Source organism: Pseudomonas sp. OTU750018 (assembly GCF_011636575.1).
Taxonomy (GTDB): Bacteria; Pseudomonadota; Gammaproteobacteria; order Pseudomonadales; family Pseudomonadaceae; genus Aquipseudomonas; species Aquipseudomonas peli.
This window is the reverse complement of record NZ_JAAPAU010000001.1, coordinates 161774-188445: the sequence shown is the minus strand read 5'-3', so window position 1 is coordinate 188445 and position 26672 is coordinate 161774. Positions and strand designations below refer to the sequence as shown.

Annotated in this window: 27 protein-coding genes; 21 read left to right on the top strand and 6 right to left on the bottom strand. The window is 60.1% G+C overall.

From position 1 onward, the window contains the following. The first annotated feature begins 3 nt into the window (after positions 1 to 3). The 4 genes from tmk to HCI85_RS00940 all read left to right on the top strand — a co-directional run bounded on the left by tmk (position 4) and on the right by HCI85_RS00940 (position 2854). Positions 4 to 636, top strand: a complete 633-nt coding sequence (gene tmk / locus HCI85_RS00955; protein WP_167141152.1) for a dTMP kinase — start codon at positions 4 to 6, stop codon at positions 634 to 636. After that, positions 629 to 1615 (top strand): DNA polymerase III subunit delta', encoded by a 987-nt coding sequence (locus tag HCI85_RS00950; RefSeq protein WP_167141150.1) that lies wholly within the window; start codon positions 629 to 631, stop codon positions 1613 to 1615. Before tmk ends, HCI85_RS00950 begins: the two co-directional genes overlap by 8 nt. Positions 1616 to 1651: 36 nt before the next feature. Then, positions 1652 to 2008, top strand: a complete 357-nt coding sequence (locus HCI85_RS00945) for a PilZ domain-containing protein (protein WP_090238100.1) — start codon at positions 1652 to 1654, stop codon at positions 2006 to 2008. Between the two features lie 63 nt (positions 2009 to 2071). Continuing rightward, a complete protein-coding gene (locus HCI85_RS00940; RefSeq protein ID WP_167141148.1) occupies positions 2072 to 2854 on the top strand; it encodes a TatD family hydrolase in 783 nt (260 codons plus the stop codon). A gap of 236 nt (positions 2855 to 3090) precedes the next feature. Here the strand turns inward: HCI85_RS00940 and HCI85_RS00935 are convergent, their stop codons facing one another. Next, positions 3091 to 4224, bottom strand: coding sequence for an aminotransferase class V-fold PLP-dependent enzyme (locus tag HCI85_RS00935; RefSeq protein WP_167141146.1), 1134 nt, complete (start codon positions 4222 to 4224; stop codon positions 3091 to 3093). A gap of 76 nt (positions 4225 to 4300) precedes the next feature. Between HCI85_RS00935 and HCI85_RS00930 the strand changes: the two genes are divergently transcribed. The 5 genes from HCI85_RS00930 to HCI85_RS00910 all read left to right on the top strand — a co-directional run bounded on the left by HCI85_RS00930 (position 4301) and on the right by HCI85_RS00910 (position 8157). Further along, entirely contained in the window at positions 4301 to 4939 is a 639-nt protein-coding gene (locus HCI85_RS00930) for a TetR/AcrR family transcriptional regulator (RefSeq protein WP_090247979.1), read from the top strand. Positions 4940 to 5018: 79 nt separating this feature from the next. Then, positions 5019 to 5987, top strand: coding sequence for a GTP 3',8-cyclase MoaA (locus HCI85_RS00925; RefSeq protein WP_167141144.1), 969 nt, complete (start codon positions 5019 to 5021; stop codon positions 5985 to 5987). 27 nt (positions 5988 to 6014) lie between these two features. Further along, complete coding sequence (locus HCI85_RS00920) at positions 6015 to 6905, top strand: radical SAM protein (protein WP_167141142.1); 891 nt, start codon at positions 6015 to 6017, stop codon at positions 6903 to 6905. A 76-nt stretch (positions 6906 to 6981) separates the two neighbouring features. Further along, positions 6982 to 7584, top strand: a complete 603-nt coding sequence (locus HCI85_RS00915) for a DUF4823 domain-containing protein (protein WP_167141140.1) — start codon at positions 6982 to 6984, stop codon at positions 7582 to 7584. A gap of 3 nt (positions 7585 to 7587) precedes the next feature. Then, the gene (locus HCI85_RS00910) at positions 7588 to 8157 is read left to right on the top strand and encodes a DUF1285 domain-containing protein (RefSeq protein WP_167141138.1); all 570 of its coding nucleotides are present in this window, start codon (positions 7588 to 7590) and stop codon (positions 8155 to 8157) included. A 68-nt stretch (positions 8158 to 8225) separates the two neighbouring features. Here the strand turns inward: HCI85_RS00910 and HCI85_RS00905 are convergent, their stop codons facing one another. Beyond that, positions 8226 to 9890, bottom strand: coding sequence for an electron transfer flavoprotein-ubiquinone oxidoreductase (locus HCI85_RS00905; RefSeq protein WP_167141136.1), 1665 nt, complete (start codon positions 9888 to 9890; stop codon positions 8226 to 8228). Positions 9891 to 10210: 320 nt separating this feature from the next. On the opposite strand from HCI85_RS00905, the gene HCI85_RS00900 reads away from it, so the two are divergent. Both HCI85_RS00900 and HCI85_RS00895 read left to right on the top strand, forming a co-directional pair. Next, a complete protein-coding gene (locus tag HCI85_RS00900) occupies positions 10211 to 10960 on the top strand; it encodes an electron transfer flavoprotein subunit beta/FixA family protein (protein ID WP_090247968.1) in 750 nt (249 codons plus the stop codon). Then, on the top strand, positions 10961 to 11890 hold the full coding sequence (locus HCI85_RS00895; protein ID WP_167141134.1) for an electron transfer flavoprotein subunit alpha/FixB family protein: 930 nt from the start codon (positions 10961 to 10963) through the stop codon (positions 11888 to 11890). Between the two features lie 65 nt (positions 11891 to 11955). Here the strand turns inward: HCI85_RS00895 and HCI85_RS00890 are convergent, their stop codons facing one another. Further along, complete coding sequence (locus tag HCI85_RS00890) at positions 11956 to 12885, bottom strand: alpha/beta fold hydrolase (RefSeq protein WP_167141132.1); 930 nt, start codon at positions 12883 to 12885, stop codon at positions 11956 to 11958. A 112-nt stretch (positions 12886 to 12997) separates the two neighbouring features. Between HCI85_RS00890 and HCI85_RS00885 the strand changes: the two genes are divergently transcribed. The 8 genes from HCI85_RS00885 to HCI85_RS00850 all read left to right on the top strand — a co-directional run bounded on the left by HCI85_RS00885 (position 12998) and on the right by HCI85_RS00850 (position 20499). Next, positions 12998 to 13825, top strand: a complete 828-nt coding sequence (locus HCI85_RS00885; protein ID WP_167141130.1) for a substrate-binding periplasmic protein — start codon at positions 12998 to 13000, stop codon at positions 13823 to 13825. A 9-nt stretch (positions 13826 to 13834) separates the two neighbouring features. Then, entirely contained in the window at positions 13835 to 14191 is a 357-nt protein-coding gene (locus HCI85_RS00880; protein WP_241693706.1) for a DUF4398 domain-containing protein, read from the top strand. After that, on the top strand, positions 14188 to 15000 hold the full coding sequence (locus HCI85_RS00875; RefSeq protein WP_090247962.1) for an OmpA family protein: 813 nt from the start codon (positions 14188 to 14190) through the stop codon (positions 14998 to 15000). Before HCI85_RS00880 ends, HCI85_RS00875 begins: the two co-directional genes overlap by 4 nt. 233 nt (positions 15001 to 15233) lie before the next feature. Then, positions 15234 to 16673, top strand: a complete 1440-nt coding sequence (locus HCI85_RS00870) for an aminotransferase-like domain-containing protein (protein WP_160084889.1) — start codon at positions 15234 to 15236, stop codon at positions 16671 to 16673. Positions 16674 to 16751: 78 nt separating this feature from the next. Continuing rightward, positions 16752 to 18500: a vWA domain-containing protein gene (locus HCI85_RS00865; protein ID WP_167141128.1), complete on the top strand. Its 1749-nt coding sequence runs from the start codon at positions 16752 to 16754 to the stop codon at positions 18498 to 18500. After that, complete coding sequence (locus HCI85_RS00860; protein ID WP_167141126.1) at positions 18497 to 19078, top strand: RNA polymerase sigma factor; 582 nt, start codon at positions 18497 to 18499, stop codon at positions 19076 to 19078. The genes HCI85_RS00865 and HCI85_RS00860 overlap by 4 nt, the downstream gene beginning before the upstream one ends. Further along, complete coding sequence (locus tag HCI85_RS00855) at positions 19075 to 19851, top strand: hypothetical protein (protein WP_167141124.1); 777 nt, start codon at positions 19075 to 19077, stop codon at positions 19849 to 19851. Before HCI85_RS00860 ends, HCI85_RS00855 begins: the two co-directional genes overlap by 4 nt. A gap of 150 nt (positions 19852 to 20001) precedes the next feature. Beyond that, on the top strand, positions 20002 to 20499 hold the full coding sequence (locus tag HCI85_RS00850; protein ID WP_241693763.1) for a hypothetical protein: 498 nt from the start codon (positions 20002 to 20004) through the stop codon (positions 20497 to 20499). A 34-nt stretch (positions 20500 to 20533) separates the two neighbouring features. Here HCI85_RS00850 and HCI85_RS00845 read toward each other — a convergent pair whose 3' ends face one another. Continuing rightward, on the bottom strand, positions 20534 to 22360 hold the full coding sequence (locus HCI85_RS00845; protein WP_167141122.1) for a long-chain-acyl-CoA synthetase: 1827 nt from the start codon (positions 22358 to 22360) through the stop codon (positions 20534 to 20536). A gap of 179 nt (positions 22361 to 22539) precedes the next feature. Here HCI85_RS00845 and HCI85_RS00840 point away from each other — a divergent pair, with 179 nt between their 5' ends. Both HCI85_RS00840 and HCI85_RS00835 read left to right on the top strand, forming a co-directional pair. Continuing rightward, positions 22540 to 22914, top strand: coding sequence for a VOC family protein (locus tag HCI85_RS00840; RefSeq protein ID WP_167141120.1), 375 nt, complete (start codon positions 22540 to 22542; stop codon positions 22912 to 22914). Positions 22915 to 23019: 105 nt separating this feature from the next. Further along, positions 23020 to 23802 (top strand): substrate-binding periplasmic protein, encoded by a 783-nt coding sequence (locus HCI85_RS00835; RefSeq protein WP_167141118.1) that lies wholly within the window; start codon positions 23020 to 23022, stop codon positions 23800 to 23802. A 5-nt stretch (positions 23803 to 23807) separates the two neighbouring features. On the opposite strand, the gene HCI85_RS00830 is transcribed toward HCI85_RS00835, so the two are convergent. Together HCI85_RS00830 and HCI85_RS00825 are read right to left on the bottom strand one after the other, a co-directional pair. Further along, complete coding sequence (locus HCI85_RS00830; RefSeq protein ID WP_167141116.1) at positions 23808 to 24626, bottom strand: SDR family oxidoreductase; 819 nt, start codon at positions 24624 to 24626, stop codon at positions 23808 to 23810. 35 nt (positions 24627 to 24661) lie between these two features. After that, entirely contained in the window at positions 24662 to 26650 is a 1989-nt protein-coding gene (locus tag HCI85_RS00825) for an acetyl/propionyl/methylcrotonyl-CoA carboxylase subunit alpha (protein WP_167141114.1), read from the bottom strand. Positions 26651 to 26672 lie beyond the last annotated feature (22 nt).

The window sequence follows — 26672 nt, the reverse complement described above, 5'->3', positions numbered from 1 at the left end:
CCTGTGAGCGGTTTGTTTATCACCTTGGAAGGCCCAGAAGGCGCCGGCAAAAGTACCAACCGTGACTACCTGGCTGAGCGCTTGCGTGAGCACGGTCTTGATGTGCTGTTGACTCGCGAGCCGGGCGGTACGCCGTTGGCTGAACGTGTGCGCGAGCTGCTTCTGGCGCCCAGTGATGAGCCGATGGCGGCCGACACCGAGCTGCTGTTGGTGTTTGCAGCGCGTGCGCAGCACCTGGCGCAGGTGATTCGTCCGGCCTTGGCGCGTGGCGCTGTGGTGCTCTGTGACCGGTTTACCGATGCAACCTACGCCTATCAGGGTGGTGGCCGTGGTCTTTCCGAAGTGCGTATCGCCTTGCTGGAGGAGTTCGTTCAGGGTTCGCTACGCCCGGACCTGACACTGGTATTCGATCTGCCGATTGAGGTGGGCCTGGCTCGTGCTGCGGCGCGCGGTCGACTGGATCGCTTCGAGCAGGAAGGCCGGCAGTTCTTCGATGCCGTGCGCCAGACCTACTTGCGCCGCGCCGCCGAGCAGCCGCAGCGCTACCGCATCCTTGATGCCTCGCAATCTCTGAGTCAGGTTCAGCGCGCGCTGGACGATTTGCTGCCGCAACTGCTGGAGCTGCAGCGTGGCTGACGCTTACCCCTGGCAGGATTCTCTTTGGCAGCAACTAGCTGGGCGCGCGCAACATGCTCATGCTTATCTGCTGCACGGGCCGGCAGGCATCGGTAAACGCGCCCTGGCCGAACGCCTGATGGCGCAGCTGTTGTGTCAGCAGCCTGCTGGCCTGGATGCCTGCGGTAATTGTAAGTCCTGCCATTTGCTGGCGGCTGGCACCCACCCGGATAACTACATTCTGGAACCGGAAGAAGCCGATAAGGCGATCAAGGTTGATCAGGTGCGTGAGCTGGTCAGTTTCGTGGTACAGACCGCGCAGCTGGCCGGGCGCAAAGTGGTGCTGGTCGAGCCGACCGAATCGATGAACGTCAACGCCGCCAACGCCTTGCTGAAAAGCTTGGAAGAGCCATCCGGCAATACCGTATTGCTGTTGATCAGCCATCAACCCAGCCGCCTGTTGCCGACGGTGAAAAGCCGCTGCGTGCAACAGGCCTGTCCGTTGCCAAGTGAGGCGATGAGCCTGGCGTGGCTGCAGCAGGCGTTGCCCGGTTGTAGCGCTGAAGAGCATCGCGAGTTGCTCTTCCTTGCCGCCGGCTCGCCGTTAGCCGCGGTGAAGATGCATGAGCAGGGCGTTATCGCGCAGCGTGCGCAGGTGGTTGAGGGGGTGAAGAAGCTGCTCAAACAGCAGATTGCCCCCAGCCAGTTGGCCGAAAGCTGGAATGCGGTATCTCTGCAGTTGCTGTTCGACTGGTTCTGCCAGTGGTCGCAGCTGATGCTGCGCTACCAACTGACCCGTGATGAAGACGGCCTCGGGCAAACCGATATGCGCAAGGTGGTGCAGTACTTGGCGGAGAAAACGCCGCAAGCGAAAGTGCTGAACATTCAGGATTGGTTATTGGCGCAGCGTCAGAAAGTCCTCGGCAAGGCTAACCTTAACCGTGTCTTGCTTCTCGAAGCCTTGCTGGTGCAGTGGGCAAGCCTGCCCGGACCGGGCTAGAATCGGCCATTAAGTGAATAAAATCAGGAATGCCGCATGAGTCTGCCTCCTAACTTGGGCCCGCGTAACGGAATTTTGTCGCTGACAATCAAGGACAAATCCGTGCTCTATGCCGCTTACATGCCCTTTATCAAGAACGGCGGCCTGTTTATTCCAACCAACAAGAGCTACAAGCTCGGTGATGAAGTGTTCATGTTGCTCAACCTGATGGACGAGCCGGAAAAGATTCCTGTCGCCGGCAAGGTGGTCTGGATCACCCCCAAGGGTGCCCAAGGCAACCGCGCCGCTGGTGTCGGTGTGCAGTTCAATGATGGCGACAACACCGCGCGCAACAAGATCGAAACCTACCTGGCCGGTGCGCTGACGTCGGATCGTCCGACTCACACCATGTAAGTGGTTTTTTCTCCGTATCACGGTGCCCGCTTTGCGGCACCGATTCTCAAGTGATTGTTCCCCATGTTGGTTGATTCCCACTGTCACCTTGATCGCCTTGATCTGGCCGCCCATGGCGGTTCACTCGATGCGGCGCTGGATGCTGCGCGGGCGCGCGGCGTTAGTCATTTTCTGTGTATCGGCGTCAGTGCCGATAATGCCGCTGCGGTCAAAGGCCTGGCTGAGCGCTATGCCGATGTCGATTGCTCGGTCGGTGTTCACCCGCTGGACCTTGAACCCGGTGCGGCGCCAGCGTTGGATTGGCTGCTCGGCGAATTGAACCACCCGCAGGTGGTTGCCATCGGCGAAACCGGTCTGGACTATCACTACGAGCCTGAGTCTGCGGCGCTGCAACAAACGTCATTTCGTTTGCACCTGGATGCTGCGCGGATCACCGGTAAACCGGTGATCGTGCATACCCGCGAAGCGCGCGCCGATACCCTGGCGCTGCTGCGCGAAGCGGCGTTGCCGCAAGCCGGCGTGCTGCACTGCTTTACCGAAGACTGGGAAATGGCCAAGGCCGCTCTGGATATCGGCTTCTATATTTCACTGTCCGGCATCGTTACCTTCCGCAATGCCGAGGCGCTGCGTGAAGTGGCACGCCAGGTGCCGGTCGATCGGCTACTGGTGGAAACCGATTCGCCGTACCTGGCGCCGATCCCGCATCGCGGTAAGCCGAACCTGCCCGAGTATGTGCGTGATGTGGCCGAGTACCTGGCGGTGCTGCGTGGCGTGAGCTTCGAGCAATTGGCGGAACAGACCACGGCCAATTTCAAGCGCCTATTTCCGCTGGCCCGTGTGGTTTGATAGCAGTAGCCATATAAAACTGCGGGCAAAAAAAACCCGGCCTCTGGGGGATGAGACCGGGTTAAGACCATTAGGAGTAAATCAAGGTACGCGGTCCACGGTACCCTGCCTGGCGGGGCGCTTGGGGGATACGCCGCACACCAGTAATCCTCAGTATTGGTGAAGATTGCCGAACGTCCAGGCCGTTTGCCGTCATTCTTAAACGGATTTGGAATACAGATCGCGCTGCTGAGTCCTCAAGCAGTCGCCAACTGCTGCAGCAGCGCCAATGCCTCCTCAATAACCCGAGGTTCTGTGTAGAAATGAGGCGACAGGCGGATACCCGCGCCGCGTTGCGCACAGATCACCTGCTGCTGTTTCAGTTGACTGAACAACGCCGAATTGTCCCAGCCATCCAGGCTGAAAGTCAGGATGCCGGCGCGCTGCTGGCGTTCCACGGCGCTGTGCAGGTGCGCACCAGAGATTTTGCTCAGCCCATCCAGTAGCCATTGCATGCGCTCCTGCAGGGCGTTTTCGACCGCCGTCATGCCCACTTCTTCCAGCAGCGAAAGGCTGGCTTCCAGCGCCATCGCACCGAGCATGTTCGGGCTGCCGCATTCAAAACGCCGGGCGCTCCGGGCGGGTTCCCAGCTGGTGCGCTGGTAGTCGCCGGCATGTTCGAGCATATGCCAGCCGTATTCATGCAGCTTGAGCTGCGCACGCAGGTCGCTGCGGCAATAGAAGACCCCAAGACCTTCCGGGCCGAGCAACCATTTATGGCCGTCGGCCATGGCAAAGGCGCACTGGCTGGCCTGCACATCGAAGGGCAGGGCGCCGAGCTGCTGGATCGCATCGATGCACAGCAGCACGCTGCGCGCCGCGCAGCCCTGGCCTAGGCGCGGCAGGTCCAAACGCAGGCCGCTGGCGTACTGCACGGCGCTGATCGCCATCAGTCGGGTGCGCGGCCCACAGGCGGCGAGCAGGGCTGCTTCGGCATCACCCTGATGCAGATTGACCTGCACGACCTCGACGCCCTGAGTTGCGAGCGCTTCCCAGACAATCCGGTTGGAGGGGAATTCTTCGTCGCTAATCACCACTTGATCGCCAGGCTGCCAATCCAGGCCGAAGGCGACAAAGGACAAGGCTTCTGAGGTGTTTTTCACCAGCGCTATATCGCTATGCGAGGGCGCGTTGAGCAAGCGCTGTAGGCGTTCACGCAGGCGCCGCTCGACCTGCAGCCATGCCGGGTAGTCGCGGGCGCCGGTGCGAACGTTCTCGCTGGCGAAGCGGTTGACCGCATCGACTGCCCGTTGTGGCCAAGGAGAAACGGCTGCGTGGTTCAGATAGCGCAGGCCGGGAAGTTGCGGAAACTCGTCATGAACTGCGTACATGGTCGGATGATCCGTGCAATTTGCCGTTAGTTAGGCATAATACGCGCCTTCGTTTTTTTGACCCCGTAGTCCTTTTATGCATAAAGAACCCCGCAAGGTCCGTGAGTTTCGCCGCCGCGAACAGGAAATTCTCGACACAGCACTGAAGCTCTTCCTCGATCAGGGTGAAGACAGCGTGACTGTGGAGATGATTGCCGACACGGTTGGTATTGGCAAAGGCACCATCTACAAACACTTCAAGTCCAAGGCGGAGATCTACCTGCGCCTGATGCTCGACTATGAGCGCGATCTCAACGAGCTGCTGCACTCGGCCGATGTCGACCGTGACAAGGAAGCCCTGTCACGCGCCTACTTCGAGTTCCGCATGCGCGATCCGCAGCGCTACCGCCTGTTTGACCGCCTGGAAGAAAAGGTGGTTAAAGGCAACCAAGTGCCGGAGATGGTCGAGCAGCTGCACAAGATTCGCGCCTCCAACTTTGAGCGTTTGACCCAGCTGATCAAGGGCCGCATCGCCGAAGGCAAGCTGGAAGACGTGCCACCGTACTTCCATTACTGCGCGGCCTGGGCGTTGGTGCACGGCGCTGTGGCGCTGTATCACTCGCCGTTCTGGAGCAACGTGCTGGAAGATCAGGAAGGTTTCTTCCAGTTCCTCATGGATATCGGCGTGCGCATGGGCAACAAGCGCAAGCGTGAGGGCGACACCCCGGCTAGCTGAGGTATTCAGCGGGTGGATAACGAATCTGCTGCGTTGGCGGCGCCCCTATACTCGGCGCCTACCTTTGCTGGAGTCATGCATGATCGTTGACCGCCAGGGCAGGCGCTTTCGCAATCTGCGGATCAGCCTGACCGCCGCCTGCAACTATGCCTGCACCTACTGCGTGCCCGATGGTAAGCGGCTGGTAGCCGCTCAGGACGAGCTCTCGGCCGAGGCCATGCTGCGTGGCGTGGCCTATCTGATCGAAGCCGCCGGTATCGAGCGCTTGCGCATCACCGGCGGTGAGCCGCTGGTCAGCCCCAAGCTCGATGCTTTTTTGCGCGGCGTCAGTCAGCTCGGTTTGGCCGATATCAGCTTAACCAGCAATGGCCAGCTGCTGGCGCGCAAGCTGCCGCTGCTGCTGGAATGCGGCATCCGCCGCTTGAATATTTCTCTGGACACCCTCGACGCTGTGGCATTTCGCACCATTGCCCGTGGCGGCGATCTGGCGACAGTGCTCGATGGCCTGCAGCAAGCGCGCGCGGCAGGGATGCAGATCAAGGTCAATATGGTGCCGTTGCGTGGGCAGAACCTTGATCAGGTGCTGCCACTGCTCGACTACTGTCTGGCCAATGGCTTCGAGCTGCGCTTTATCGAGCTGATGCGCATGGGCCACCTGGCCCGCGACGGCAACAGCTTCCAGCGCCAGTTTGTCGGCATGCCGGAGCTGTTGGCGCTGATCGGCAGCCGCTACGACTATATTCAGGCGCACGCGCCGCTGGATGCCACCGCGCTGCGTTTCGCCATTCCTGAAGTGGGCCACTTCGGTGTGATCGCCAATGAAAGTGTGCCGTTCTGCCGTACCTGCTCGCGGCTGCGCCTGTCCTCGACCGGCTGGCTGCATGGTTGCCTGTCATCGAGTAATCGCCACTATGTGGGCGATTTGCTCGAAAAACCGCGCCACCAGGCGTTGCCTGCGTTGCAAGGCCTGTTAGTCAAGGCGCTGGGCGACAAACAGGATCTGGCATTCTCTGGCGGTGCGACTGTGATGAAGATTATTGGCGGCTAAGACCGCCGCCTGCCTTGAGTGAAGACCATGCAAGATTTCCCCATCAGCTATATCGAACCGGTGTTCCGCCCGCCCAGCGAAGCCCATTCGCTGATCCTGCCTGTGACCAATGGTTGCTCTTGGAATAAGTGCACGTTCTGTGAAATGTACACTCAGGAACAGAAGAAATTCCGCGCCCGCGATGAGGCGCAGGTGCTCGACGAGATTCGCCTGACCGGCGAGAAGATGATCGTGCAGCGGGTTTTCCTAGCCGATGGTGACGCCCTGGTGCTGCCGACACGACGCTTGTTGACTATTCTGCAAGCGATTCGCGAGCACATGCCAGAAGTCGAGCGAGTGTCGAGTTACTGCCTGCCGCGCAACCTGCGCAAGAAGTCCGTGGATGAGCTCAAGGAGCTGGCCGATGCCGGCCTGCGCATGGCCTATGTTGGCTGCGAGTCGGGTGATGACGAGGTACTGGCACGGGTCAACAAGGGCGAAACCTACGAGTCGAGCCTCAGTGCACTGGACAAGCTTGGCCAGGCTGGCATCACCCGTTCGGTGATGATCCTCAATGGCTTAGGCGGCACAAGCTTGAGTGAGCAGCATGCGGATAATTCGGCGCGTTTGATGAATGAATCGCAGCCGGAATTTCTCTCGACCCTGGTGGTGAGTTTTCCGACTGGTGAGGCGCGGTTTCGCGAAGGGTTTGCCGACTTCCGGCCGCTCGGTCAGCAGCAGCTGTTTGTTGAAGTGGAGCGACTGCTACAGAGGTTGGAGCTGCGCGATACGGTATTCCGCAGTGACCATGCCTCCAACTATCTGGTGCTCAAGGGCACTCTTGGCGCTGACAAACAGCGTCTGCTGGCACAGGTACGGCACGCCATCGAGCAGCCGCAACAGGCGCGGTTACGTCAGGAGTGGCAGCGCGGGCTTTGATGCGCAGCGGGTGGCGTGAAATCTGCATCTAGGCTCTATCCGCCGGTTTTCTGTCACCGGCTGTGGGAGATGCGTGATGCGTAGTGTGTTGCTGATAGTCGGTGTGGTGCTGCTGAGTGGTTGCATGAAGGCCAGTGACCTGGCGGATGAGGCGATCTATCAATTGCGTGATGTGGGCGTGCTGGATCACAGCCAGACGCGTCGGGCCAGTCCGTGGCGTCTGCAGGCTGATTCCGTCATATACATCGCCCAAGGGCATTTTGTGCCGCCCGGTGGTGCCTATCCACGGCCTAATGTGGTGGCCGAGGAAGCCTACAAGGGCTTTGTCGAGTACTTCCCCATGGTGCGCCGCGCCAAGGCGCCATTAGGTCTGGACGAGTCGCTGGCCGAGGCGCGCGAGGCGGGTGCACATTACCTGCTGTACAGCCGTTTCGCCTATGCCGATGACCGTATCGGCACGGTGGAGGGGTGGGAAGATCAGGAGGCGCTGGACCGTCTGGGTACTGATCGCGGGGTGATTCAGTTGATGCTGATCGAGACCAATACTCGCTATTTGGTCGATACCACGCGCATTCGTAGCCGCGGAGGCTTCCTCACGCTTTATGATGCCAAGCCTGAGGACTTGATCGGTCCGGCGTTGCAAGATTATGCGCGGCGTTTATTGGGTTTGGGGCGTTGAGTGATGACTGATACAGGCAAGGCCGGCGACCTGCTGGCGCAGATACCCAAAGGCGAGGGCAAGGGCTTGCCACCGGTGCACCTGTGGCACCCGGAGTTCTGTGGCGATATCGACATGCGCATCGCCCGCGATGGCACCTGGTATTACATGGGGACGCCAATTGGCCGCAAGCCGATGGTCAAACTGTTTTCCACCATCATTCGCCGCGATGGCGATAAGTACGTGCTGGTGACGCCGGTGGAGATGGTCGGCATTCAGGTGGATGACGCGCCCTTTGTCGCGGTCAGTCTGCAGGTGGATGGCGAGGGTGAGGCGCAGGTGCTGCGTTTTGTCACCAATGTCGAGGATGAGGTGGTGGCAGGTGCCGAACACCCGCTGCGGGTCGATCTGGATGCTGTGACCGAAGAACCGGCGCCCTATGTATTGGTACGCAGCAATCTTGAGGCGCTGATCCACCGTAATGTGTTTTATCAGCTGGTCGAGCTGGCAGTACCACGCGAGATCAATGGCAAGACCTGGCTGGGCGTGTGGAGCGCTGGTGAGTTCTTCCCTATCGGTCCGCAGCCGGACTGATCGGCTCTCCCGCTGGCGGTTGTATTCAGCGCAATAAAAAAGGCTCCCGAGGGAGCCTTTTTTGCGTTTTACATATTGGGGTAGTTAGGCCCGCCAGTGCCTTCAGGGGCCACCCAGTTAATGTTCTGGGCCGGGTCCTTGATGTCACAGGTTTTGCAGTGCACGCAGTTCTGCGCGTTGATCTGGAACTTCTGCTCGCCATCTTCCTTGGTGACGATTTCGTAAACGCCGGCCGGGCAGTAGCGCTGCGCCGGTTCGTCGTACATGGGCAGGTTCTTGCTCAGCGGAATGCTCGGATCGGTGAGCTTCAGGTGGCAGGGTTGTTCCTCTTCATGGTTGGTGTTGGAGAGGAATACCGAGCTGAGCTTGTCGAAGCTGAGCTTGCCATCGGGTTTCGGGTAGCTGATCTTCTGCGTCTCTGCAGCCGGCTTTAAGCAGGCGTAATCCGGCTTGGTGTCGTGCAGGGTGAAGGGGATCTTGCCGCCGAAGATGTTCTGGTCGAGCCAGTTGAAGCCGCCGCCAACCAGCGGGCCGAACTTGTGCAGCGCTGGGCCGAAGTTACGGCTGCGGAACAGCTCGTCGTACAGCCAGCTGGCTTTGAATGCGTCGACATAGCCGGTCAGCTGGTCGCCGCCTTCCTTGCCTGCAAACAGCGCGTCAGCCACAGCGTCAGCAGCGAGCATGCCGGATTTCATGGCAGTGTGGCTGCCCTTGATCTTGGCGAAGTTCAGGGTGCCGAGGTCGCAACCGATCAGCGCGCCGCCGTTGAAGACCATCTTCGGCAGCGAGTTGAGGCCGCCTTTGCAGATGGCGCGAGCACCGTAAGCGACGCGCTTGCCGCCTTCCAGGTACTGCGCGATCACTGGGTGATGCTTGTAGCGCTGGAACTCATCGAACGGCGACAGGTGCGGGTTGCTGTACGACAGGTCGACGATCAGGCCGACTACCACTTGGTTGTTTTCCAAGTGATAGAGGAAGGAGCCGCCGGTGTTTTCGCTAGCAACGATATCCAATGGCCAGCCAGCGGTGTGTACCACCAGGCCTTGCTCGTGCTTGGCTGGGTCGATGTCCCAGATTTCCTTGATGCCGATACCGTAATGCTGAGCGTCGGCTTCGGAATCGAGGGCGAATTTCTTGATCAGCTGCTTGCCGATATGGCCACGGCAGCCTTCGGCGAACAGGGTGTACTTGGCACGCAGTTCCATGCCTGGGGTGTAGTAACCCTCTTTCGGGTGACCTTCACGGTCAACGCCCAAGTCGCCAGTCAGAATGCCGTACACCGCGCCGTTTTCGTTAATCAGCGCTTCCTGAGCAGCGAAGCCTGGGTAGATTTCTACGCCCAGGTTTTCGGCTTGTTGGGCCAGCCAGCGGCACAGGTTGCCCAGCGAAATGATGTAGTTGCCATGGTTGTGCATGGTCTTGGGTACAAAGAAGTCCGGAACCTTGGTGGCTTTTTCGGCATTCTTCAGTACGTAGATGTCGTCGCGCTTGACCGGCGTGTTGAGCGGGGCACCCAGTTCTTTCCAGTCGGGGAACAGCTCGTTCAGTGCACGAGGTTCGAAGACCGCGCCGGAAAGGATGTGCGCGCCGACTTCGGAGCCTTTTTCGACCACGCAGACGCTGATTTCTTTGCCGGCTTCGGCGGCTTTCTGCTTCAGTCGGCAGGCGGCGGACAAACCAGCTGGGCCGGCGCCGACGATGACGACGTCGAATTCCATAAATTCGCGTTCCACAGGCTATCTCCTACTCAGGGCTCTCTAATTTTATTTGGCGATCGAGCTCGTTCCGTGAGCGATGCTGGCGCATTATATCCAGACCCTTCGAATGGGCCAATACAAACGTTTGTTTGAATTTTCTGTAGGGCTGTTAGAATCTTACTACATCGCTGACGATTGGCCGCTTCGTTGTATTGACCAGTCTAGGTCGTGCGGTCAAGATACGGGCGGTTTTGTGTCTGCCGTTATTGGTTGACTCCCGGTTCCGGCCGGTCTGCAGTTCCCGCCATGTTCGCTTCTGGCGACATTCTTATTCACCGGAGAGTAACGAGGAATCCATGAAGGTTCTTGTAGCTGTCAAACGAGTGGTCGACTACAACGTCAAAGTTCGCGTCAAAGCGGACAACAGCGGCGTTGATCTTGCCAACGTCAAGATGTCGATGAACCCTTTCTGCGAAATCGCCGTGGAAGAAGCTGTACGCCTGAAAGAAAAAGGTGTGGCGAGCGAGATCGTTGTCGTCACCATCGGCCCGGCCACTGCTCAAGAGCAGCTGCGTACCGCACTGGCGCTGGGTGCTGACCGTGCCATCCTGGTTGAGTCTGCCGACGAGCTGAACTCTTTGGCTGTGGCCAAACTGCTCAAAGCTGTTGTTGATAAAGAGCAGCCTCAGCTGGTCATCATGGGCAAGCAGGCCATCGACAGCGACAATAACCAAACTGGCCAGATGCTGGGCGCGCTGACTGGTTTCGGCCAGGGCACCTTCGCTTCCAAAGTGGAAGTTGCCGGTGACAAGGTCAACGTAACCCGCGAAATCGACGGCGGTCTGCAGACCGTTGCGTTGAGCCTGCCGGCCATCGTGACCACTGATCTGCGTCTGAACGAGCCGCGTTATGCGTCGCTGCCGAACATCATGAAAGCCAAGAAGAAGCCGCTGGAAACCGTTACCCCGGGCGATCTGGGTGTTTCCACCGCTTCCACCGTGAAAACCTTGAAAGTCGAAGCGCCTGCTACTCGCAGCGCCGGCATCAAGGTCAAGTCCGTGGCTGAACTGGTCGAGAAACTGAAGAACGAGGCGAAGGTAATCTAAATGACTATCCTGGTTATCGCTGAACACACCAATGCCGCCCTGGCTCCCGCCACGCTGAACACTGTTGCAGCTGCCGCGAAGATCGGTGGTGACATCCACGTTCTGGTAGCCGGCTCCGCGTGCGGCGCTGCTGCCGATGCTGCTGGCAAGATTGCTGGCGTGGCCAAAGTACTGGTTGCTGACAACGCTGCTTTCGCGCATCAGCTGCCGGAAAACGTTGCGCCGCTGGTTGCCGAACTGGGCAAGGGCTACAGCCACATCCTGGCTGCTGCTACCAGCAATGGTAAGAACATCCTGCCGCGCGTTGCCGCTGCGCTGGACGTTGATCAGATCTCGGAAATCATCGCTGTTGAAAGCGCTGACACTTTCAAGCGTCCGATCTACGCCGGTAACGCCATCGCCACCGTGCAGTCTTCCGCTGCCGTTAAAGTGATCACTGTGCGTGCCACTGGTTTCGACCCGGTTGCTGCTGAAGGCGGTTCTGCTGCAGTTGAAGCCATTGGCGGCGCAGCTGACGCTGGCAAATCGGCTTTCGTCGGTGAAGAACTGGCTAAGTCTGATCGTCCTGAACTGACCGCTGCCAAGATCGTCGTTTCCGGCGGCCGCGGTATGCAGAACGGTGACAACTTCAAGCACCTGTACGCTCTGGCTGACAAGCTGGGCGCCGCTGTTGGTGCCTCGCGCGCCGCAGTCGACGCTGGTTTCGTGCCGAACGACATGCAGGTCGGTCAGACCGGTAAGATCGTTGCCCCGCAGCTGTACATCGCCGTCGGTATTTCCGGCGCGATCCAGCACCTGGCCGGTATGAAAGACTCCAAAGTGATCGTTGCGATCAACAAGGACGAAGAAGCGCCGATCTTCCAAGTAGCCGATTACGGCCTGGTCGCTGACCTGTTCGAAGCTGTACCTGAGCTGGAGAAACTGGTTTAAGCCGGTTTCCCTAGTGCAGAAAAACCCGCTCATTGAGCGGGTTTTTTTATGCCCGCTCTTTCGCGTTAGTTCTGTTGGGCCTGGAGAAAGGCTCGGTAGTGTTCGGCGGTTTCCAGGGGGCGTTCGATCATCGGCGCATGGCCCGTATCCGCCATGACGGTTACGCTGGGTTTGCGCAGCAGCGGTTGCATGACCTCGATGCTGGAGACGTGCAAGGCCCTATCTTCTGCGCCCCAGATGATCAGCGTTGGCGCTTGGATCTTCGGCAGTTCAGGCTCCAGTGGGATATAGCGCTCGATCAAATGGACAAATACCTGGTCGTAGTGGGCGCTGTTGGCGATGGCTTGCTCGGCGAAATAGCGCTTGAGCGATTCTGTCAGGTAGGGCGGCTGCACGAAGATGAAGTCCAATAGGCGCTGAAAGTCCTCAGGGCTTTTCACCACCAGCGGATTAGGTTCGCCGCGCTGTAATCGTTGCATCAATTCGCTGGGGTGTGGCGAGGTGATGCCGGCGTTGTCGAGTAACGCCAGAGATAACGTTCTATGCGGGTAGCGTGCGGCATACAGAGCGCTGATATGCCCACCCATGGAGTTGCCGATCAGGTGCAGCTGCTCAATTCCCAGTGCATCAATCACGCTGGCCAATCGCTCGGTCTGGGTGCCCACGTCGTAGCTGCCAGCAGGTTTATCGCTGGCGCCGAAACCTGGTAAGTCGAGGGCTATAACGCGGTAATCCTGGCTGAGGTAGCGGGCGAAGCGCAGCCAGTTGTCCTTGTTGGCAGCAAAGCCGTGCACCATCAGGATGGTTTGTGCGCTGCTTGGGCCGCCCTCGTAGTAATGAATGTTAAGATCGCTCACGCTGATTTGTTTAAGGCTCAGCCCGGCACGCTGCCGTTCCACCAGTTGTAGGGTCGTTAACAAGGCAGCAGGCGACAGGTAGAGCAGGGCGGCACTGCCTGTGAACAGCAGCACCAATGCGGCGATCAGTTTTTTCATGGCTAGTCTTTATCGCGAATTTGTATGAATGCGTATTAAGCTAGCATGATTCAGAAATCCCCCCGATGTGTGGCCGCAGACGCCCATCCAAGGTTAAGTCGAGAAGTCGCCAATGCTTGAGCGTGGTTTTTATAGGTCGGTTCTCCAAGTATTCGCTTTATTGCTGTTGCCAGCGTTTGCCGTGGCCGCAGGCAAGTGCGAGCGCCTGGTGGCGACGGGTAATCCGGAGTACCCGCCATACCTGTGGCGTGATCCGCAGAACCCCCAGCAACTGATTGGCGCCAATGCCGATCTGTTGCAACACCTGGCCAAAGAGCTGGGCGTGGTCGTGGATATCATCTACACCGGGCCCTGGTCGCGGGCTCAGGATGAGGTGCGCACCGGGCGTGTTGATCTGATTGCCGGTGCATTTCTGACGCTGCCGCGCCTAGAAAGCATGGACTATGTACACCCCGCGTTCTATTTCACCCCCAGCGTGGTGTGGGTACATCGCGGTGCTGAGTTCCCTTATGCCGGCTGGGATGACCTGCGCAATCGAACAGGCGATACCTTGGTCAATAACAGTTTCGGTCAGACCTTTGATGCGTACGCCAAGAGCAACCTGACGTTGGAAGGCGTTGCCAGCTTGACCCAGGCGTTCCAGAAGCTTTTGCTGGGGCGTACCGACTACGTGCTGTATGAGCGTTATCCGGGGCAGGCGCTGGCTGATAGTCTCGGCATGCAAGACGATTTGCTGGTGCTTGACCCGCCGATCTCCAGTGAAGGCTTATACCTGACGCTGTCGCATAACTCGGCCTGCAATGACGCGTGGCTGCGCGGCATGCTGGCGAAGAAAATGAACGAGGCAGTTGCCAGTGGTTTGCCGGACGATTTGCTGCAGCGCAATCTACAGCGCTGGAAAGATCAACAGCTCACACCCAGTGCTGACACTGAACAGTAGGGAATACCTGTGATTTATCGACGTATCTGCGCGGCCTTGCTGCCGCTCATGCTCAGCGCTTGTGCATCCGACCCTGCGCCTAACGAGCAGCTTCGCTTGACCGAGCAAGCCCTCAGCCAGGCCAAGGCATTGGGTATGGCCGCCGAACAATCGTCCTCATTGCGTCTGGCCGAGGAAAAGCTTGTGTTGGCGCAAGCCGCCATGGCCGACGAGGATTACAAGCAAGCGCGGGTGCATGCCGAGCAGGCTGAGTTGGATGCGCGTCTGGCCGAAGCGGAACATCTGACCGGAAAAAGTCAGCAGCAATTGGCTGAGTTGAGCAACGCCATCAATCGTTTGCGCAAGCAGCTGGGAGGCTTGCAATGAAGCCTATTCCGCTCAGCCTATTAGGACTTGCCGCGGCCGTGTTGTTGGCAGGTTGTGCGTCATCGCATAACTCCAGTGATCAGGCTCTGCAGGCCGCGCATACGGCTTTTCAGCAGGTCAAAGAAGATGCCGATGTGTTGCGCAGTGCACCCAAGGACCTGATTCGCGCGGGCGAGTCGTTGGCCAAAGCCGATCGCCTGTCGAGCTACTGGGGCAGTGCCGATGATGTCAGCCATTATGCTTATCTCAGTCAGCAGTACAGTGCGATTGCCAAGCAGAAGAGCGCGCTTAACCTGAACCAGGAACGTGCAGTCAAATTGGAGCTGGAACGCCAGCGCCTACAGTTGGCCTTGCGTGAAGCCAAGCTGCTCAGCGTGCAGGATCAGAGCAACTGGCTTGAGGAACAGATGGTGAGCCTGGCGACGATTCAGAGCGAACGTGGCCTGGTGATGACTCTGGGCGATGTGCTGTTCGATGCTGGCCACAGTGACCTCAAGGCGTCGGCCAATCGCACCGTGTTGAAGCTGGTGCAGTTCCTTCAGCTTAACCCTCGACGTGTCGTGCGCATTGAGGGCTATACCGACAGCCGCGGCGATGCACAGGAAAATCTTGAACTGTCTCGCGCACGCGCTCAGGCCGTGGCCGATGTGTTGGTCGATCTGGGCATTGATGCCAAGCGTATCGAAGTACAGGGCCATGGCGAGAGCTTCCCGGTCACCGAAAACGCCTCGGCCAAAGGTCGGGCGCAGAACCGCCGGGTGGAGATCGTGTTCTCTGATGAGCAAGGTAACTTAGGCTCGTCACGCTAAGCCTTCTGCCGTTAAAAGCCTCGGTTAGCCGGGGCTTTTTATTGCCTGCTATTTGGGTGAGACAACGACTACGGGGTGTTTTCAGGTGCAATTGCACAATCCGCACAATGAATGATTGAACCGTTACAGTCCTGGCAGATTGACACTGTATCGCCCACAATTCAGTGGGCTGTACCGGTGCAATTATAAATGCCCGGTTTACTGTTACGGTTCAGTCAAGCAGGAACGCGGTCATGACCAATCTGTTACTTTATCAGCGCATTGCCCAGCAGCTGGCGGAAGACATCCGCCGTGGCGTCTACCAGCCCGGTGAGCGTGTGCCTTCGGTGCGTAAGATGAGTGCGCAGCTCAGTGTCAGCCACGCCACGGTGTTGCAGGCCTATGCCAATCTGGAAGATCAGGGCCTGATTCGCGCCCGCCCGCAGTCAGGCTTCTACGTGCACCAGACCCCAGCCCTGACCGCGCCCACTCCCGATATTGCCCGCGTAGAGCGCCCTGGATTGGTCACGCGCAGCAGCATCATTAATCAGGTGCTCACCGAATCTCGCCGCGAGGGTGTGTTCCCCCTCGGCGCAGCGGTGCCCCATGTCGATTACCTGCCGGTGCGCGCGTTGCACCAGCAACTGGCCAAGGTCACCCGTTTTCACAGTGCGCGGGCCTTCAGCTATATGTTCAGCCCAGGCTTTGAGCCGCTGCGGCGCCAGGTGGCGATCCGCATGCGTGATGCCGGCGTGGTGGTTGACCCGACTGAAGTGGTGATTACTCACGGCTGCGTGGATGCCCTGCAGATGAGCCTGCGCGTGCTGACCAAGCCGGGTGATCTGATTGCCGCCGAGTCGCCGACCTATTACGGTCTGCTGCAACTGGCTGACCTGCTCGGCCTGAAAGTCATCGAGATTCCCAGCGACCCGACCACCGGTATCAGCCTGGAAGCCCTGCAACTGGCGGCCAATCAATGGCCGATCAAGGCGCTGGTGCTGACCGCGCGGCTGAGCAACCCGCTGGGCGGCACCATTCCCGAAGAGCGTCAGCGCCAGCTGCTGCGCCTGGCCGGTGATTACGATATCCAGATCATCGAAGACGACATCTACGGCGAACTGATGTTTGAGCAAGGGCCGACTAAGGCGCTCAAATCCCATGACCGCGAAGGGCGCGTGGTGTATTGCTCGAGCTTCTCCAAGACACTCTCACCCGGTGTACGCATCGGCTGGATTGTCGCCGGCAAGTATCAGGATGAAATCCAGCGCCTGCAGACCTTCAGCACCCACTCAGCGTGCAGCGTGACGCAGATGGCGGTAGCGGCTTATCTGGAGAACGGCGGTTACGACCGCCATCTGCGCTTTATCCGCCAGGAATACCGCAAAAACCTCAGCGCCTTTCAGCTGGCGGTGCAGCAGTACTTCCCTGAAGGTACGCAGATGAGCCGGCCCAAGGGCGGCTTTATTCTCTGGGTCAGCCTGCCAGCGCGGGTCAATACCAAGGACCTGCACGTACGAGCCCTGCAGCAGGGCATCAGCATTGCGCCGGGGTTGATCTTCAGTAATACCGAGCAGTTCAACCACTGCATCCGCCTGAACTGCGGCATCCCGTGGAACCGTGAAGCGGAGCGCGCGCTGATGACCCTGGGCATGCTGGCCGGACAGCTGTGTCAGGAAGGCGCTGCGAGTTTTTAACAGTGGCTTAACCCGAGTCGGATAAGGACTGCGTCTACCTGAGCGAATGGTTTATTCGATCGCTCAGGAGATGCCCCTATGTCTGCTTATCCCGTATTGCTTACCCGTCCTCTGCTTGCCGGTTTTGCCGCAGGCGTCCTGATCAGCCTTGGCGCGTGCAGCGCCGCCAATCCCGAGGCTCCGGCTACCGAGGCTGGCAGCCCGCAGTTGAGCGATCAGGCCCATAAGCGTGGACGGGCCGAATTGCATGAACAGCTGGCCGCTGCCCCCGCTGAACTGCAACGCAAAAGCCAGGTTGTGGGCGGTGCGGTGATGCCCAGCGTGGCCTATGCGCCGATGCCGATGTCTGTGCAGGCCGATGCCTTGCCGCAGGGCTACCGTGACCAGAACCGCGAGCAGTATCAGAAACTGGCAGGCAACCCCGTGCATGCCGTGACCGAGACCCCGGTGTCGACTTTTAGCATCGATGTGGATACTGGCAGCTACGCCAATGTAAGACGTTTCCTCAATGGCGGGCAGTTGCCGCCGCAGGATGCGGTGCGCCTGGAGGAGCTGGTCAACTACTTCCCCTATGCCTATCCGCTGCCCAAGGGCGATGTGCCGTTTGGCGTGCACACTGAGCTGGCCGCCACGCCGTGGAACCCGGAGAGCCGCCTGCTGCGTATCGCCATCAAGGCCTCGGATCTGCGGGTAGACGAGCTGCCGCCGGCCAATCTGGTGTTTCTGGTGGATGTCTCCGGCTCGATGGATCGCCGCGATGGCCTGCCGATGGTGCAGGGCACGCTGAAGTTGCTGGTCGAGAAACTGCGCCCCCAGGACAAGGTATCGCTGGTGGTGTATGCCGGCTCATCCAGTGTGGTGCTGCAGCCGACCTCAGGTAGTGATAAAGCCAAGATCCGCGCGGCCATCGACAAGCTTACGGCGGGAGGTTCAACGGCGGGTGAGTCGGGCATTCAGCTGGCCTACCAGCAGGCGCAGCAGGGCTTTATCGACGGTGGGATCAACCGCATCCTGTTGGCCACCGATGGCGACTTCAACGTCGGCATCAGCGATTTCGAAACGCTCAAGCAACTGGCCGCCGACAAGCGCAAGACCGGTGTGTCCCTGACCACCCTGGGCTTTGGCACCGACAACTACAACGAGCAGTTGATGGAGCAGCTGGCCGATGCCGGCGACGGCAACTACGCCTATATCGACAACCTGCGCGAGGCACGCAAGGTACTGGTCGATCAGCTCAGCTCAACCCTGGCGACGGTGGCCAGCGATGTGAAAATTCAGGTCGAGTTCAACCCGGCCGAGGTCAGCGAATATCGGCTGCTGGGTTATGAAAACCGTGCGCTGAAACGTGAGGATTTTAGCAACGACAAGGTCGATGCCGGTGAAATCGGCGCAGGCCACACGGTCACCGCGCTGTATGAAGTGGTGCCGGTGGGCGGCAAGGGCTGGCTGGAGCCGCTGCGCTATCAGGCCGCGCCGAAAACCAAAGGCAAGGCGGGCGAACTGGCCTGGCTGCGCATTCGCTACAAGGCGCCAGGGCAGAACGTCAGCAAGCTGCTGGAGCAACCGATTCAGGCCGCTGATGTACGTGCCGTCAGCCAGGCCAGCGAAGATCTGCGTTTTGCCGCAGCGGTGGCCGCCTTCGCCCAGCAGCTTAAAGGCGATACCTACACCGGGCGTTTCAGCCTGGCCGACAGCGCCGAGCTGGCGCGCAATGCCAAGGGCGATGACCGCTTCGGTTTGCGCGGCGAGTTCGTACAGCTGGTGGAACTGGCGCAGAGTCTGCAAACTGCGACGAACCGTTCAACTACCGCACGAGTACAGCAGTGAATCAACCCCTCACGGATGACGACGCCGCCTTGTTGCGGCGTTACCGCCGCGGTGACGCGGCGGCTTTTGCCGAGTTGTATGAGCGTCACCGGCTTGGCCTGTTTCGCTTTCTATTGGGCTTGTGCGGCGACCATGCCCTGGCCGAAGAGGTGTTTCAGGACACCTGGATGAGCCTGATCCGCAGCCAGAGCGAACAGCGCGATAGCGTGCTGTTCAAGACTTGGCTGTACCAGATCGGCCGCAACCGGTTGATCGACACCTGGCGCAAGCATGGTCGGCACCAGGCGGGGCATGCTGAGTACGATGAACAGCAGCATGCCCCGCACGACCCGCAGCCGGGGCCTGAGCAACAGCTCAGCCTGAGCCGCGATCAGCAGCGTTTAGAGGCCGCGCTGGCGGATTTACCGGCAGAGCAGCGCGAAGTGTTTTTGCTGCGTGCCCACGGTGATCTGGAACTGGCTGAGATTGCCGAGCTGACCCAGATACCCACAGAAACGGTGAAAAGCCGTTTGCGCTATGCCCTGCAGAAGTTACGTCGGCTGCTGGCTGACCCGGCCGCCGAGGAGTTGTCCGTATGAACCACGATCAACACATACCCGATGAGCAGGAACGGCAAATGCTGGAGCATTTCCGCCAGCACAGCGGCGGCGAGCCGAGTGCGCAGCTGGATGCACAGATTCTCGCGGCGGCCACTGCCGCCGTGCGCAACGCCACCGTAGATGAGGCTAAACCTGGTCTGAGCGCGCGCCTGCACAACTGGCTGTTCGGCGTAGGTGGTCGGCAACGCTGGTCGGTGGCGTTGGCCGGGGTTGCTTGCCTGGGGATTGGCGTGAGCCTGACTTGGCGCACCTTCGAGCTGGCACCGGATGCCTTCGATGCCGTGCCCAGCGGCGCACCGATGGCGCCGCCTGCGGCGAGGATGGCACCGCAATCTGCGCCGATGCCCGCGCCGCTGGCGGAATCCGCTGTGGTGGCTGATGAGGCAGAACGCTCGCGTGCGGCGCAGCCTGCACCGGTGATCCAAGGCTACAGTGCTGATGCCGCCAAGGCCGAGAAAAAGTTTTCGGCCGGTGCCTCTAATCAGCTGTTGCGCGAAGAGTCGGCGGCCGATGCAATGCATGAGCAACTGCCACAAGCAGCCCGTGCGCCTGCTGTATCAGCCCCCGAAAAAGCCGCAGACGCAGCTGGCAGTCAGGCCGAACAGCAACTGCGCAGCGAGTTGCAACGCTTACTCAAATTGCGCCGTGATGGTTGGACGGACGAGGCCGATGCCTTGCTGTTACATCTGATGCGTGAGCACCCGGAGCTGGATATCGACACGCAATTGCAGCAACTGCAATCGGCTGAATAAGGCTGAATAGGTAAGTCGCTGGGGCCATCGACACCGGTGGCCGTCGGCTAACTCTTAGCTCGCTGTTACCTGCCGTACTGATTGCGCGCTTGCCAGCGTGGGGGGGAGGGGCCAGCATAGCGACTTGTGTCACTGCCTTTGTACCTGCCCATGTTGCCTATTCGATGCCTCGCGCTGCTGCTGACAATGCTGTCACTGGTGGCCTGCGAGCAAAGTACCAACCTTCCTGCAAAGCCCAAGGTTGAAACCGCCAAGGCGCAACCCGCGCAAACCGTGGTTCCCAGCAAAGCGGCCAAGGCCGAGCCGGCGCCCGTTGTGAGCAAGCCTGCACAGCCCAAGGCTGTTGAAGCCAAACCTGCGGCAGCGGCACCTACCAAGCCGAAACCTGCTGTGGTTGCAAGCAAGCCCGAGCCCGCTGAACCGAAAGCGCCGCTGGATCTGAAACTGCGCACTGATGTGTTTGATCCCCTGCAGCCAGTTGCACCGCTCAGCGACCTGTCGATCCCGTTATTGCCGCCGATGTTTGGCGACAAGGATAAGAAAGAGGAGCCCTTTCAACTCAATGGCAAGCTGATCACCAACGAGCGCGATGACGACTACTGGCAATCGGTGGAAGGCGCGCAGTTGCAGTTCGAGTTCAAGCAGTAGCAGGCAGCGTTGATAGCCCGCCTGCTGTCGGCAATCAGAAGCGATAGGCTTGCTCGCCAATGGCTGCGAACAGCGTCTGATCCAGAGGGGTAAAGCGCTGCTCGCCCGGCAGCCGCACCCACAGCGGCTCCTGTACGGCTGCGGGGTTGTAGGCGGCCTGCTTGAGATCGGTCTTCTTGTATTTGAAGGTGCCGGTGGTTTCCACCTCGCCCAGCAGGCGGATAAACAGCGGCGCGGCATACACCGGTAATTCTGCATCCAGGTACGCGGCAAGGGCGGCGCTATCCAGTTGCTGGCCTTCACTCAGACGCAGCGCGGCCATGCCACAGCGGCCGTTGGTGCCAGGGATTTCCACGCCATAGACCACCGCATCCTCGACGCCGGGGAAGGCCCCGAGCACGTTCTCTACCTCGGTGGTCGAGACGTTTTCGCCTTTCCAGCGGAAAGTGTCGCCCAGGCGGTCGACAAATTGCGCGTGCTTGCAGCCGATGTCGCGCATCAGGTCGCCGGTGTTAAACCAGGCATCACCCTTCTTGAACACGTTGCGCAAGATCGCCGCTTCGCTCTTGGCCGGGTCGGTGTAGCCGTCGAAGGGCCACTTGGCGCTGATCTCGCTGATCAGTAGACCCGCTTCACCTTTTTTGGCTTTTTCCAGAAAGCCTTTCTTGCCACGTACCGCCTGGTCGTTCTCCAGGTCATAACGCACGATGGCATAGGTGGCGGGGGAGAAGCCCACGGTATTGTCGAAGTTGAACACGTTGGTAAAGCCGATATTGCCTTCGCTGGAGGCATAGAACTCGGTGATCTGCTCAACCCCGAAGCGCGCCTTGAACTCGGCCCAGATTGAGGGCCGCAGGCCGTTGCCGATCATGCAGCGCAGGCTGTTGTGCTTCTCCGCAGCGCACTCGGGCTGGTTAAGCAGGTAGCGGCACAGCTCGCCGATATAGCCGAAGCAGGTGGCTTGGTAGTGCTGCACATCTGGCCAGAAGGCGCTGGCGGAGAACTTGCGGCGCAGGGCGATGGCCGCGCCGCCAGCCAGCGCGGCGCTCCAGCACACGGTCACGGCGTTATTGTGGTAGCAGGGTAGGGTCAGGTAGAGCACGTCCTGGTTGTTCAGGGTCAGCCCGGAATGGCCGAAGCCGCCGTAGGCCTTGATCCACTTGCCGTGGCTCATGATCGAGGCTTTGGGCAGGCCGGTGGTGCCAGAGGTGTAGATCAGAAAACAAGGGTCCTTCATCTGCACCTTGGTGCTCTCGGGCAGGTTATCGCTGGCCTGACTGCGTGCCAGTTGCATCAGATTGGTCCAACCGTCGGGGGCCTGGCCGGCGTCCTGCAGGCAATCCTGATCGGCCACCCAGTAACGCGGTGTTTGTGGGTTGTCGAGCTGCTCGGCAACCTCTCTGAAGGCGACGAGCAGTTCTTCGCCGATCAGCATAAAACCCGGTTTAACTAGATTTAGGCTGTGCGCCAGCACCTTGCCGCGCTGAGTGGTGTTGACCAGCGCACCGACCGCGCCGAGTTTGCTCAGCGCGGCGAGGATCGCCAGCAGCTCCAGGCGGTTTTCCAGCATCACCGCCACCACGCTGCCATGACGCACGCCTTCGGCCTTGAAGGCCCATGCCAGGCGGTTGGCCCAGGCGTTGAACTGGGCATAGCTGAGGCTGCGCGACTCATCCAGCAGCGCCGGGCGCTCAGGATGTTGCTGCGCTGCCCGTTCCAGTGCCCAGGCCAGGGAGAGGTTCTTCTCGCGGTTGCGAATACCTGCGTAATACAGGCCGCGCAACATACGCGGCACTCGCGGCAGGTGCTGCGGTAGGCGGGTTAGAAAACGCAGCGGGGAAATCAGATCGGTCTGGCTCATGGCTCTCGCGCTTATGGTTGTTCTGCGGGGGCGAAGTGCCACTCTAGCCGTCGTCCGATAGCGCTGCCATGGCTGTCGCGCATGCCGGACAAGGCAGCTCGGCAAATAACTGTACAGGCCGTTGCCGAGCCATTCGGGGTGTGGCATTACAGGAAATGCTTAATGCTGAGGAGCCGGCGATGAACCTGAATCAAGTCACTGTTGCGGTCACCGATTTGCCACGCGCGATACGCTTTTACCAGCAACTGGGGTTGCAACTGATTGTTGAGAGCCTGCCGGACTATGCGCGGTTCTGTTGCCCGGATGGCCAGGCCAGCTTTTCCCTGAGTCGGGTCGAAAAGGTGCCGGCCAGCCAGACGCTGATTTACTTTGAATGTGCTGCACTGGATCAGACTGTCGCCCGCCTGCAGGCCCTTGGCATCGTGTTCAGCATGCTGCCGACCGACCAGCCCTGGCTATGGCGCGAGGCCTACCTGCAGGACCCAGATGGCAATCCGCTGTGTCTCTATCACGCCGGCGAAAATCGTCTGAATCCGCCCTGGCGGCTGAGCTGAAACGCCAGATAGGTGTTTTTTGCAGGCCGGCAAGCCACTGAAGCTGGCCTGCGGCTAGACTCTCCACAGCGTTCGGTCCAACAGGTTTTACCCTAAGGTTTGTGCATGAGAACAACTCGCCGTGTTTCAGCTACATCGCCTGTGTTTATCCTCTTTGCGCTGATCCTGCTGGCCCCGTTGGCGAGTGCCGACAGCCTGCGCGTTGGCTACTTCGACCTGCCGCCTCATACGCCGTTGCCAGGGCAGGCCGATACTGAAGGGACGGCGATTGCCTACTTCGAGAAAATTGCCGAGCGTATGCAGCTTAAAGCGTTGAGTTATCAACGTTATCCACTGTCGCGGCTGTTACAGATGCTGCAGCGTGATCAGCTGGATATGGCACTGATCCTGGCCAAGACTCCGGAGCGTGAAGCGACGCTGGTCTACCCGGCACAGCCCTTTGTGGTGGTGCAACCGTTGCTGCTGGTGGCCCGTGAGCACCCTCTGCAGCGGGTTAACTCGGTCGAACAACTGCTGCCCTTGCGTTTAGGCGCCTGGCAGGACGGTTACCGCTCGCCCATGCTGCGTGACCCACGCTTACAGCTGCAAACCCTGAGCAGCAGCAACGTATTGAACCAGAGCCTAAAAATGCTCCAGGCCGGGCGCCTGGAGGCGTTCTACTACCCCGACGACTTGGCCGTGCGCTATCAGGTGCAACACTTGAGCATGCAAGACAGCATTCGCCTGCTGCCGTTGCCCAAGGAGCGCATGCAGCTCTACTCAGCATTCTCCCGCGCCGCAGCCGAGCGGTATCTGCAGCGTTATGAGCGAGCGCAGGCCAAGGTGGCAGCGCAGCAGGGGTACTCGGCGTTTTTTACCGAACACCTATTACCGGCTACTGCGCACTAGGGCGGCTAGTCGACAAACAAATCATTCATCAGTTTGCCGGCCGGGTCATAACGGTACTGCTCGAAGTCGCTCTGGCCCTGCTCTCGGAGGATTTCTTCGTCGATCAGCAGGCGCCCGCTGATGCTGCGTTCGCTGCTGGACAGGATGGCGTGGGCGGCATCGGCCATGATCGCCGGCAGGCGTGCGGCCTTCATTACCGCCGGGCCTCCAGCCTCGAACTCGATGGCGGCGGTGGCGATCACCGTCTTTGGCCACAGCGAGTTGACGCTGATGCCGTACTTCTTGAATTCCTCATGCATGCCTAAGGTCAGCATGCTCATGCCGTATTTGGTGGTGGTATAGGGGCCGTAGTTGGCGAACCACTTGGGGTCGAGGTTAAGCGGCGGCGACAGGCTGAGAATATGGCCCTTACTCTGCTTCAAGTACGGCAGTGCGGCCTGGCTGCAGACCATCACCGCGCGGGTGTTGATCTGGAACATCAGGTCGAAGCGCTTGGGTTCGAGTTTCTCCACACCGACCAGCTTGATAGCGCCGGCGTTATTGATCAGCGCATCGATACCGCCAAAATGTTCAGCGGCCTGAACCATGGCGGCTTTTACCGCGTTTTCGTCACGCACATCGACTTGCAGGGCCAGGGCCTTACCGCCTACTTCCTCGACCTCGACGGCCACCGAGTGGATGGTGCCGGGCAGCTTGGCGTGAGGCTCGGCGCTTTTCGCCGCAATCACGATATTGGCCCCCTCACGCGCGGCGCGCAGGGCGATTTCACGGCCGATGCCACGGCTGGCGCCGGTGATAAATAGGGTTTTGCCTTGCAGTGACATATGGCGTCTCCAATTTTATTTTTATGTAGGGTGGATCAGGTCTCTGCGGCTTCGATTTCCACCAGCAGCTGGCGATTCTTCACCTGATCGCCACGGCTGACGCCAATCCGCCGTACCACGCCATCGATGTTGGCTTTGAGCGGGTGTTCCATCTTCATCGCTTCCAGCACTACCAGCAGTTGGCCTTTGCTGACCGTAGCGCCTTCCTCGACCAGCACCTCGACAATCGCCCCGTCCATCGGCGCCTTGACGCTGCCCGAGCCGGTGCCGGCGGCGCTGCTGACCGGCAGGTGGGTGATATCGGTGAGCTGCAGATTGCCGATATGGCCGTACAGCCAGAGGTGTTCGCCGGCCAGGTGATAGGCCAGGCGCTGGCGAATGCCATCCAGCTCCAGGGTGGCCCAGCGGCCGTCGCTGGCCAGCAGTTTGAGACTGACCTGCTGTTCACCAATCGTGGCCAGCAGGCTGGGCTGTGGGCCGTCGCCCAGCACTTCCAGCTCCACGGTAAATGTCTGTTCGCCCTGCTTGAGCAGAAAGTGCCAGGGCGCGCTGCCGGCGTTACGCCAGCCGGAGAGGCCCGGTTGGTGCGCACGGGCATTGGCCGATTGCTGGAACAGTAGGGTAGCTGCGGTGGCCAGTTCGCTGGCTTTGGGCGGCTGAGGGCTTAGGCTCGGGTCGCTGGCGAAGTGCTCGGCGATAAACGCGGTGGTGGCATTGCCTGCGGCAAACTCGGGGTGGCTGAGCAGGTTGGCGAGAAAGCGCTGGTTGCCGTTGACGCCCAGCAGCACGCAATCCTCAACCGCACGCACCAGCTTGCGCCGCGCTTCTTCGCGGGTGGCGCCATAGGCAATCACCTTGGCCAGCATCGGGTCGTAGAACGGCGTAATCGCTTGGCCTTCGACCAGGCCGTGGTCGATGCGAATACCATCGCGCAGCGCCGGCTCCCAGCGCAGGGCGGTGCCGGTTTGCGGCAGGAAATTCTGCGTGGCGTCTTCGGCGTACAGGCGCACTTCCATGGCGTGGCCGGTGAGGCGGATCTCATCCTGTTTAAGCGGCAGCGGCTGGCCTTCGGCCACGCGAATCTGCCAGGCGACCAGATCCTGGCCGGTGATCAGTTCGGTGACCGGATGCTCCACCTGTAGACGGGTGTTCATTTCCAGAAAGAAGAATTCGCCGCTCTGATCGAGGAGAAACTCCACGGTGCCGGCGCCGACGTAATTCACCGACGCGGCCGCTTTCACCGCTGCCTCGCCCATGGCTTGGCGCAGCTCGGGCGTCATCACCGGGCAGGGCGCTTCCTCGACCACCTTCTGGTGGCGGCGTTGCACCGAGCAGTCGCGCTCGCCGAGATAAACGATGCTGCCGTGCTGATCGCCGAACACCTGAATTTCCACATGGCGGGGTTGGATCACTGCACGTTCGAGAATCAGTTCGCCGGAGCCGAAGGCATTCTGCGCCTCCGAGCGGGCGGTGCGAATCTGCGCCAGCAGCTCGCTGGATTCGTGTACCAGACGCATGCCACGGCCACCGCCGCCAGCACTGGCCTTGATCATCAATGGGTAGCCAATACGCCCGGCCTCGCGGCTCAGGGTCTCGTCGTCCTGGGCTGCGCCCTCAAAACCGGGAATACACGGCACGCCGGCTTCGAGCATGGCGATCTTCGACAGGCGCTTGCTGCCCATCAGGTGGATGGCTTCCACAGTTGGGCCGATAAACACGATGCCGGCGGCCTCGCAGGCGCGGGCGAAGTCGGCGTTTTCCGAGAGAAAGCCGTAGCCCGGGTGGATCGCGTCGGCCCCGGTTTTTTGCGCTGCGTCGATGATATTGGCGATCAGCAGATAGGACTGGTTGACCTGGGCCGGGCCGATGCACACGGCTTCATCGGCTTCCTGCACATGACGTGCGCCGGCGTCGGCTTCTGAGTAGACGGCCACGGTGCGGTAGCCGAGGTCCTGGGCGGTGCGCATCACCCGGCAGGCGATTTCCCCACGGTTGGCGATCAGGATTTTGTTAAAGGCGGGCATCTGTGTGCTCCTGCTGGGGTCG

Bases quoted from the DNA above. Each gene is read 5' to 3' on its own strand.
- HCI85_RS00945 (WP_090238100.1), top strand. From the start codon at position 1,652: ATGAGTCTGCCTCCTAACTTGGGCCCGCGTAACGGAATTTTGTCGCTG.
- HCI85_RS00940 (WP_167141148.1), top strand. From the start codon at position 2,072: ATGTTGGTTGATTCCCACTGTCACCTTGATCGCCTTGATCTGGCCGCC.
- HCI85_RS00935 (WP_167141146.1), bottom strand. From the start codon at position 4,224: ATGTACGCAGTTCATGACGAGTTTCCGCAACTTCCCGGCCTGCGCTAT.
- HCI85_RS00930 (WP_090247979.1), top strand. From the start codon at position 4,301: ATGCATAAAGAACCCCGCAAGGTCCGTGAGTTTCGCCGCCGCGAACAG.
- HCI85_RS00925 (WP_167141144.1), top strand. From the start codon at position 5,019: ATGATCGTTGACCGCCAGGGCAGGCGCTTTCGCAATCTGCGGATCAGC.
- HCI85_RS00920 (WP_167141142.1), top strand. From the start codon at position 6,015: ATGCAAGATTTCCCCATCAGCTATATCGAACCGGTGTTCCGCCCGCCC.
- HCI85_RS00915 (WP_167141140.1), top strand. From the start codon at position 6,982: ATGCGTAGTGTGTTGCTGATAGTCGGTGTGGTGCTGCTGAGTGGTTGC.
- HCI85_RS00910 (WP_167141138.1), top strand. From the start codon at position 7,588: ATGACTGATACAGGCAAGGCCGGCGACCTGCTGGCGCAGATACCCAAA.
- HCI85_RS00900 (WP_090247968.1), top strand. From the start codon at position 10,211: ATGAAGGTTCTTGTAGCTGTCAAACGAGTGGTCGACTACAACGTCAAA.
- HCI85_RS00895 (WP_167141134.1), top strand. From the start codon at position 10,961: ATGACTATCCTGGTTATCGCTGAACACACCAATGCCGCCCTGGCTCCC.
- HCI85_RS00890 (WP_167141132.1), bottom strand. From the start codon at position 12,885: ATGAAAAAACTGATCGCCGCATTGGTGCTGCTGTTCACAGGCAGTGCC.
- HCI85_RS00885 (WP_167141130.1), top strand. From the start codon at position 12,998: ATGCTTGAGCGTGGTTTTTATAGGTCGGTTCTCCAAGTATTCGCTTTA.
- HCI85_RS00875 (WP_090247962.1), top strand. From the start codon at position 14,188: ATGAAGCCTATTCCGCTCAGCCTATTAGGACTTGCCGCGGCCGTGTTG.
- HCI85_RS00870 (WP_160084889.1), top strand. From the start codon at position 15,234: ATGACCAATCTGTTACTTTATCAGCGCATTGCCCAGCAGCTGGCGGAA.
- HCI85_RS00865 (WP_167141128.1), top strand. From the start codon at position 16,752: ATGTCTGCTTATCCCGTATTGCTTACCCGTCCTCTGCTTGCCGGTTTT.
- HCI85_RS00855 (WP_167141124.1), top strand. From the start codon at position 19,075: ATGAACCACGATCAACACATACCCGATGAGCAGGAACGGCAAATGCTG.
- HCI85_RS00850 (WP_241693763.1), top strand. From the start codon at position 20,002: ATGTTGCCTATTCGATGCCTCGCGCTGCTGCTGACAATGCTGTCACTG.
- HCI85_RS00845 (WP_167141122.1), bottom strand. From the start codon at position 22,360: ATGAGCCAGACCGATCTGATTTCCCCGCTGCGTTTTCTAACCCGCCTA.
- HCI85_RS00840 (WP_167141120.1), top strand. From the start codon at position 22,540: ATGAACCTGAATCAAGTCACTGTTGCGGTCACCGATTTGCCACGCGCG.
- HCI85_RS00835 (WP_167141118.1), top strand. From the start codon at position 23,020: ATGAGAACAACTCGCCGTGTTTCAGCTACATCGCCTGTGTTTATCCTC.
- HCI85_RS00830 (WP_167141116.1), bottom strand. From the start codon at position 24,626: ATGTCACTGCAAGGCAAAACCCTATTTATCACCGGCGCCAGCCGTGGC.
- HCI85_RS00825 (WP_167141114.1), bottom strand. From the start codon at position 26,650: ATGCCCGCCTTTAACAAAATCCTGATCGCCAACCGTGGGGAAATCGCC.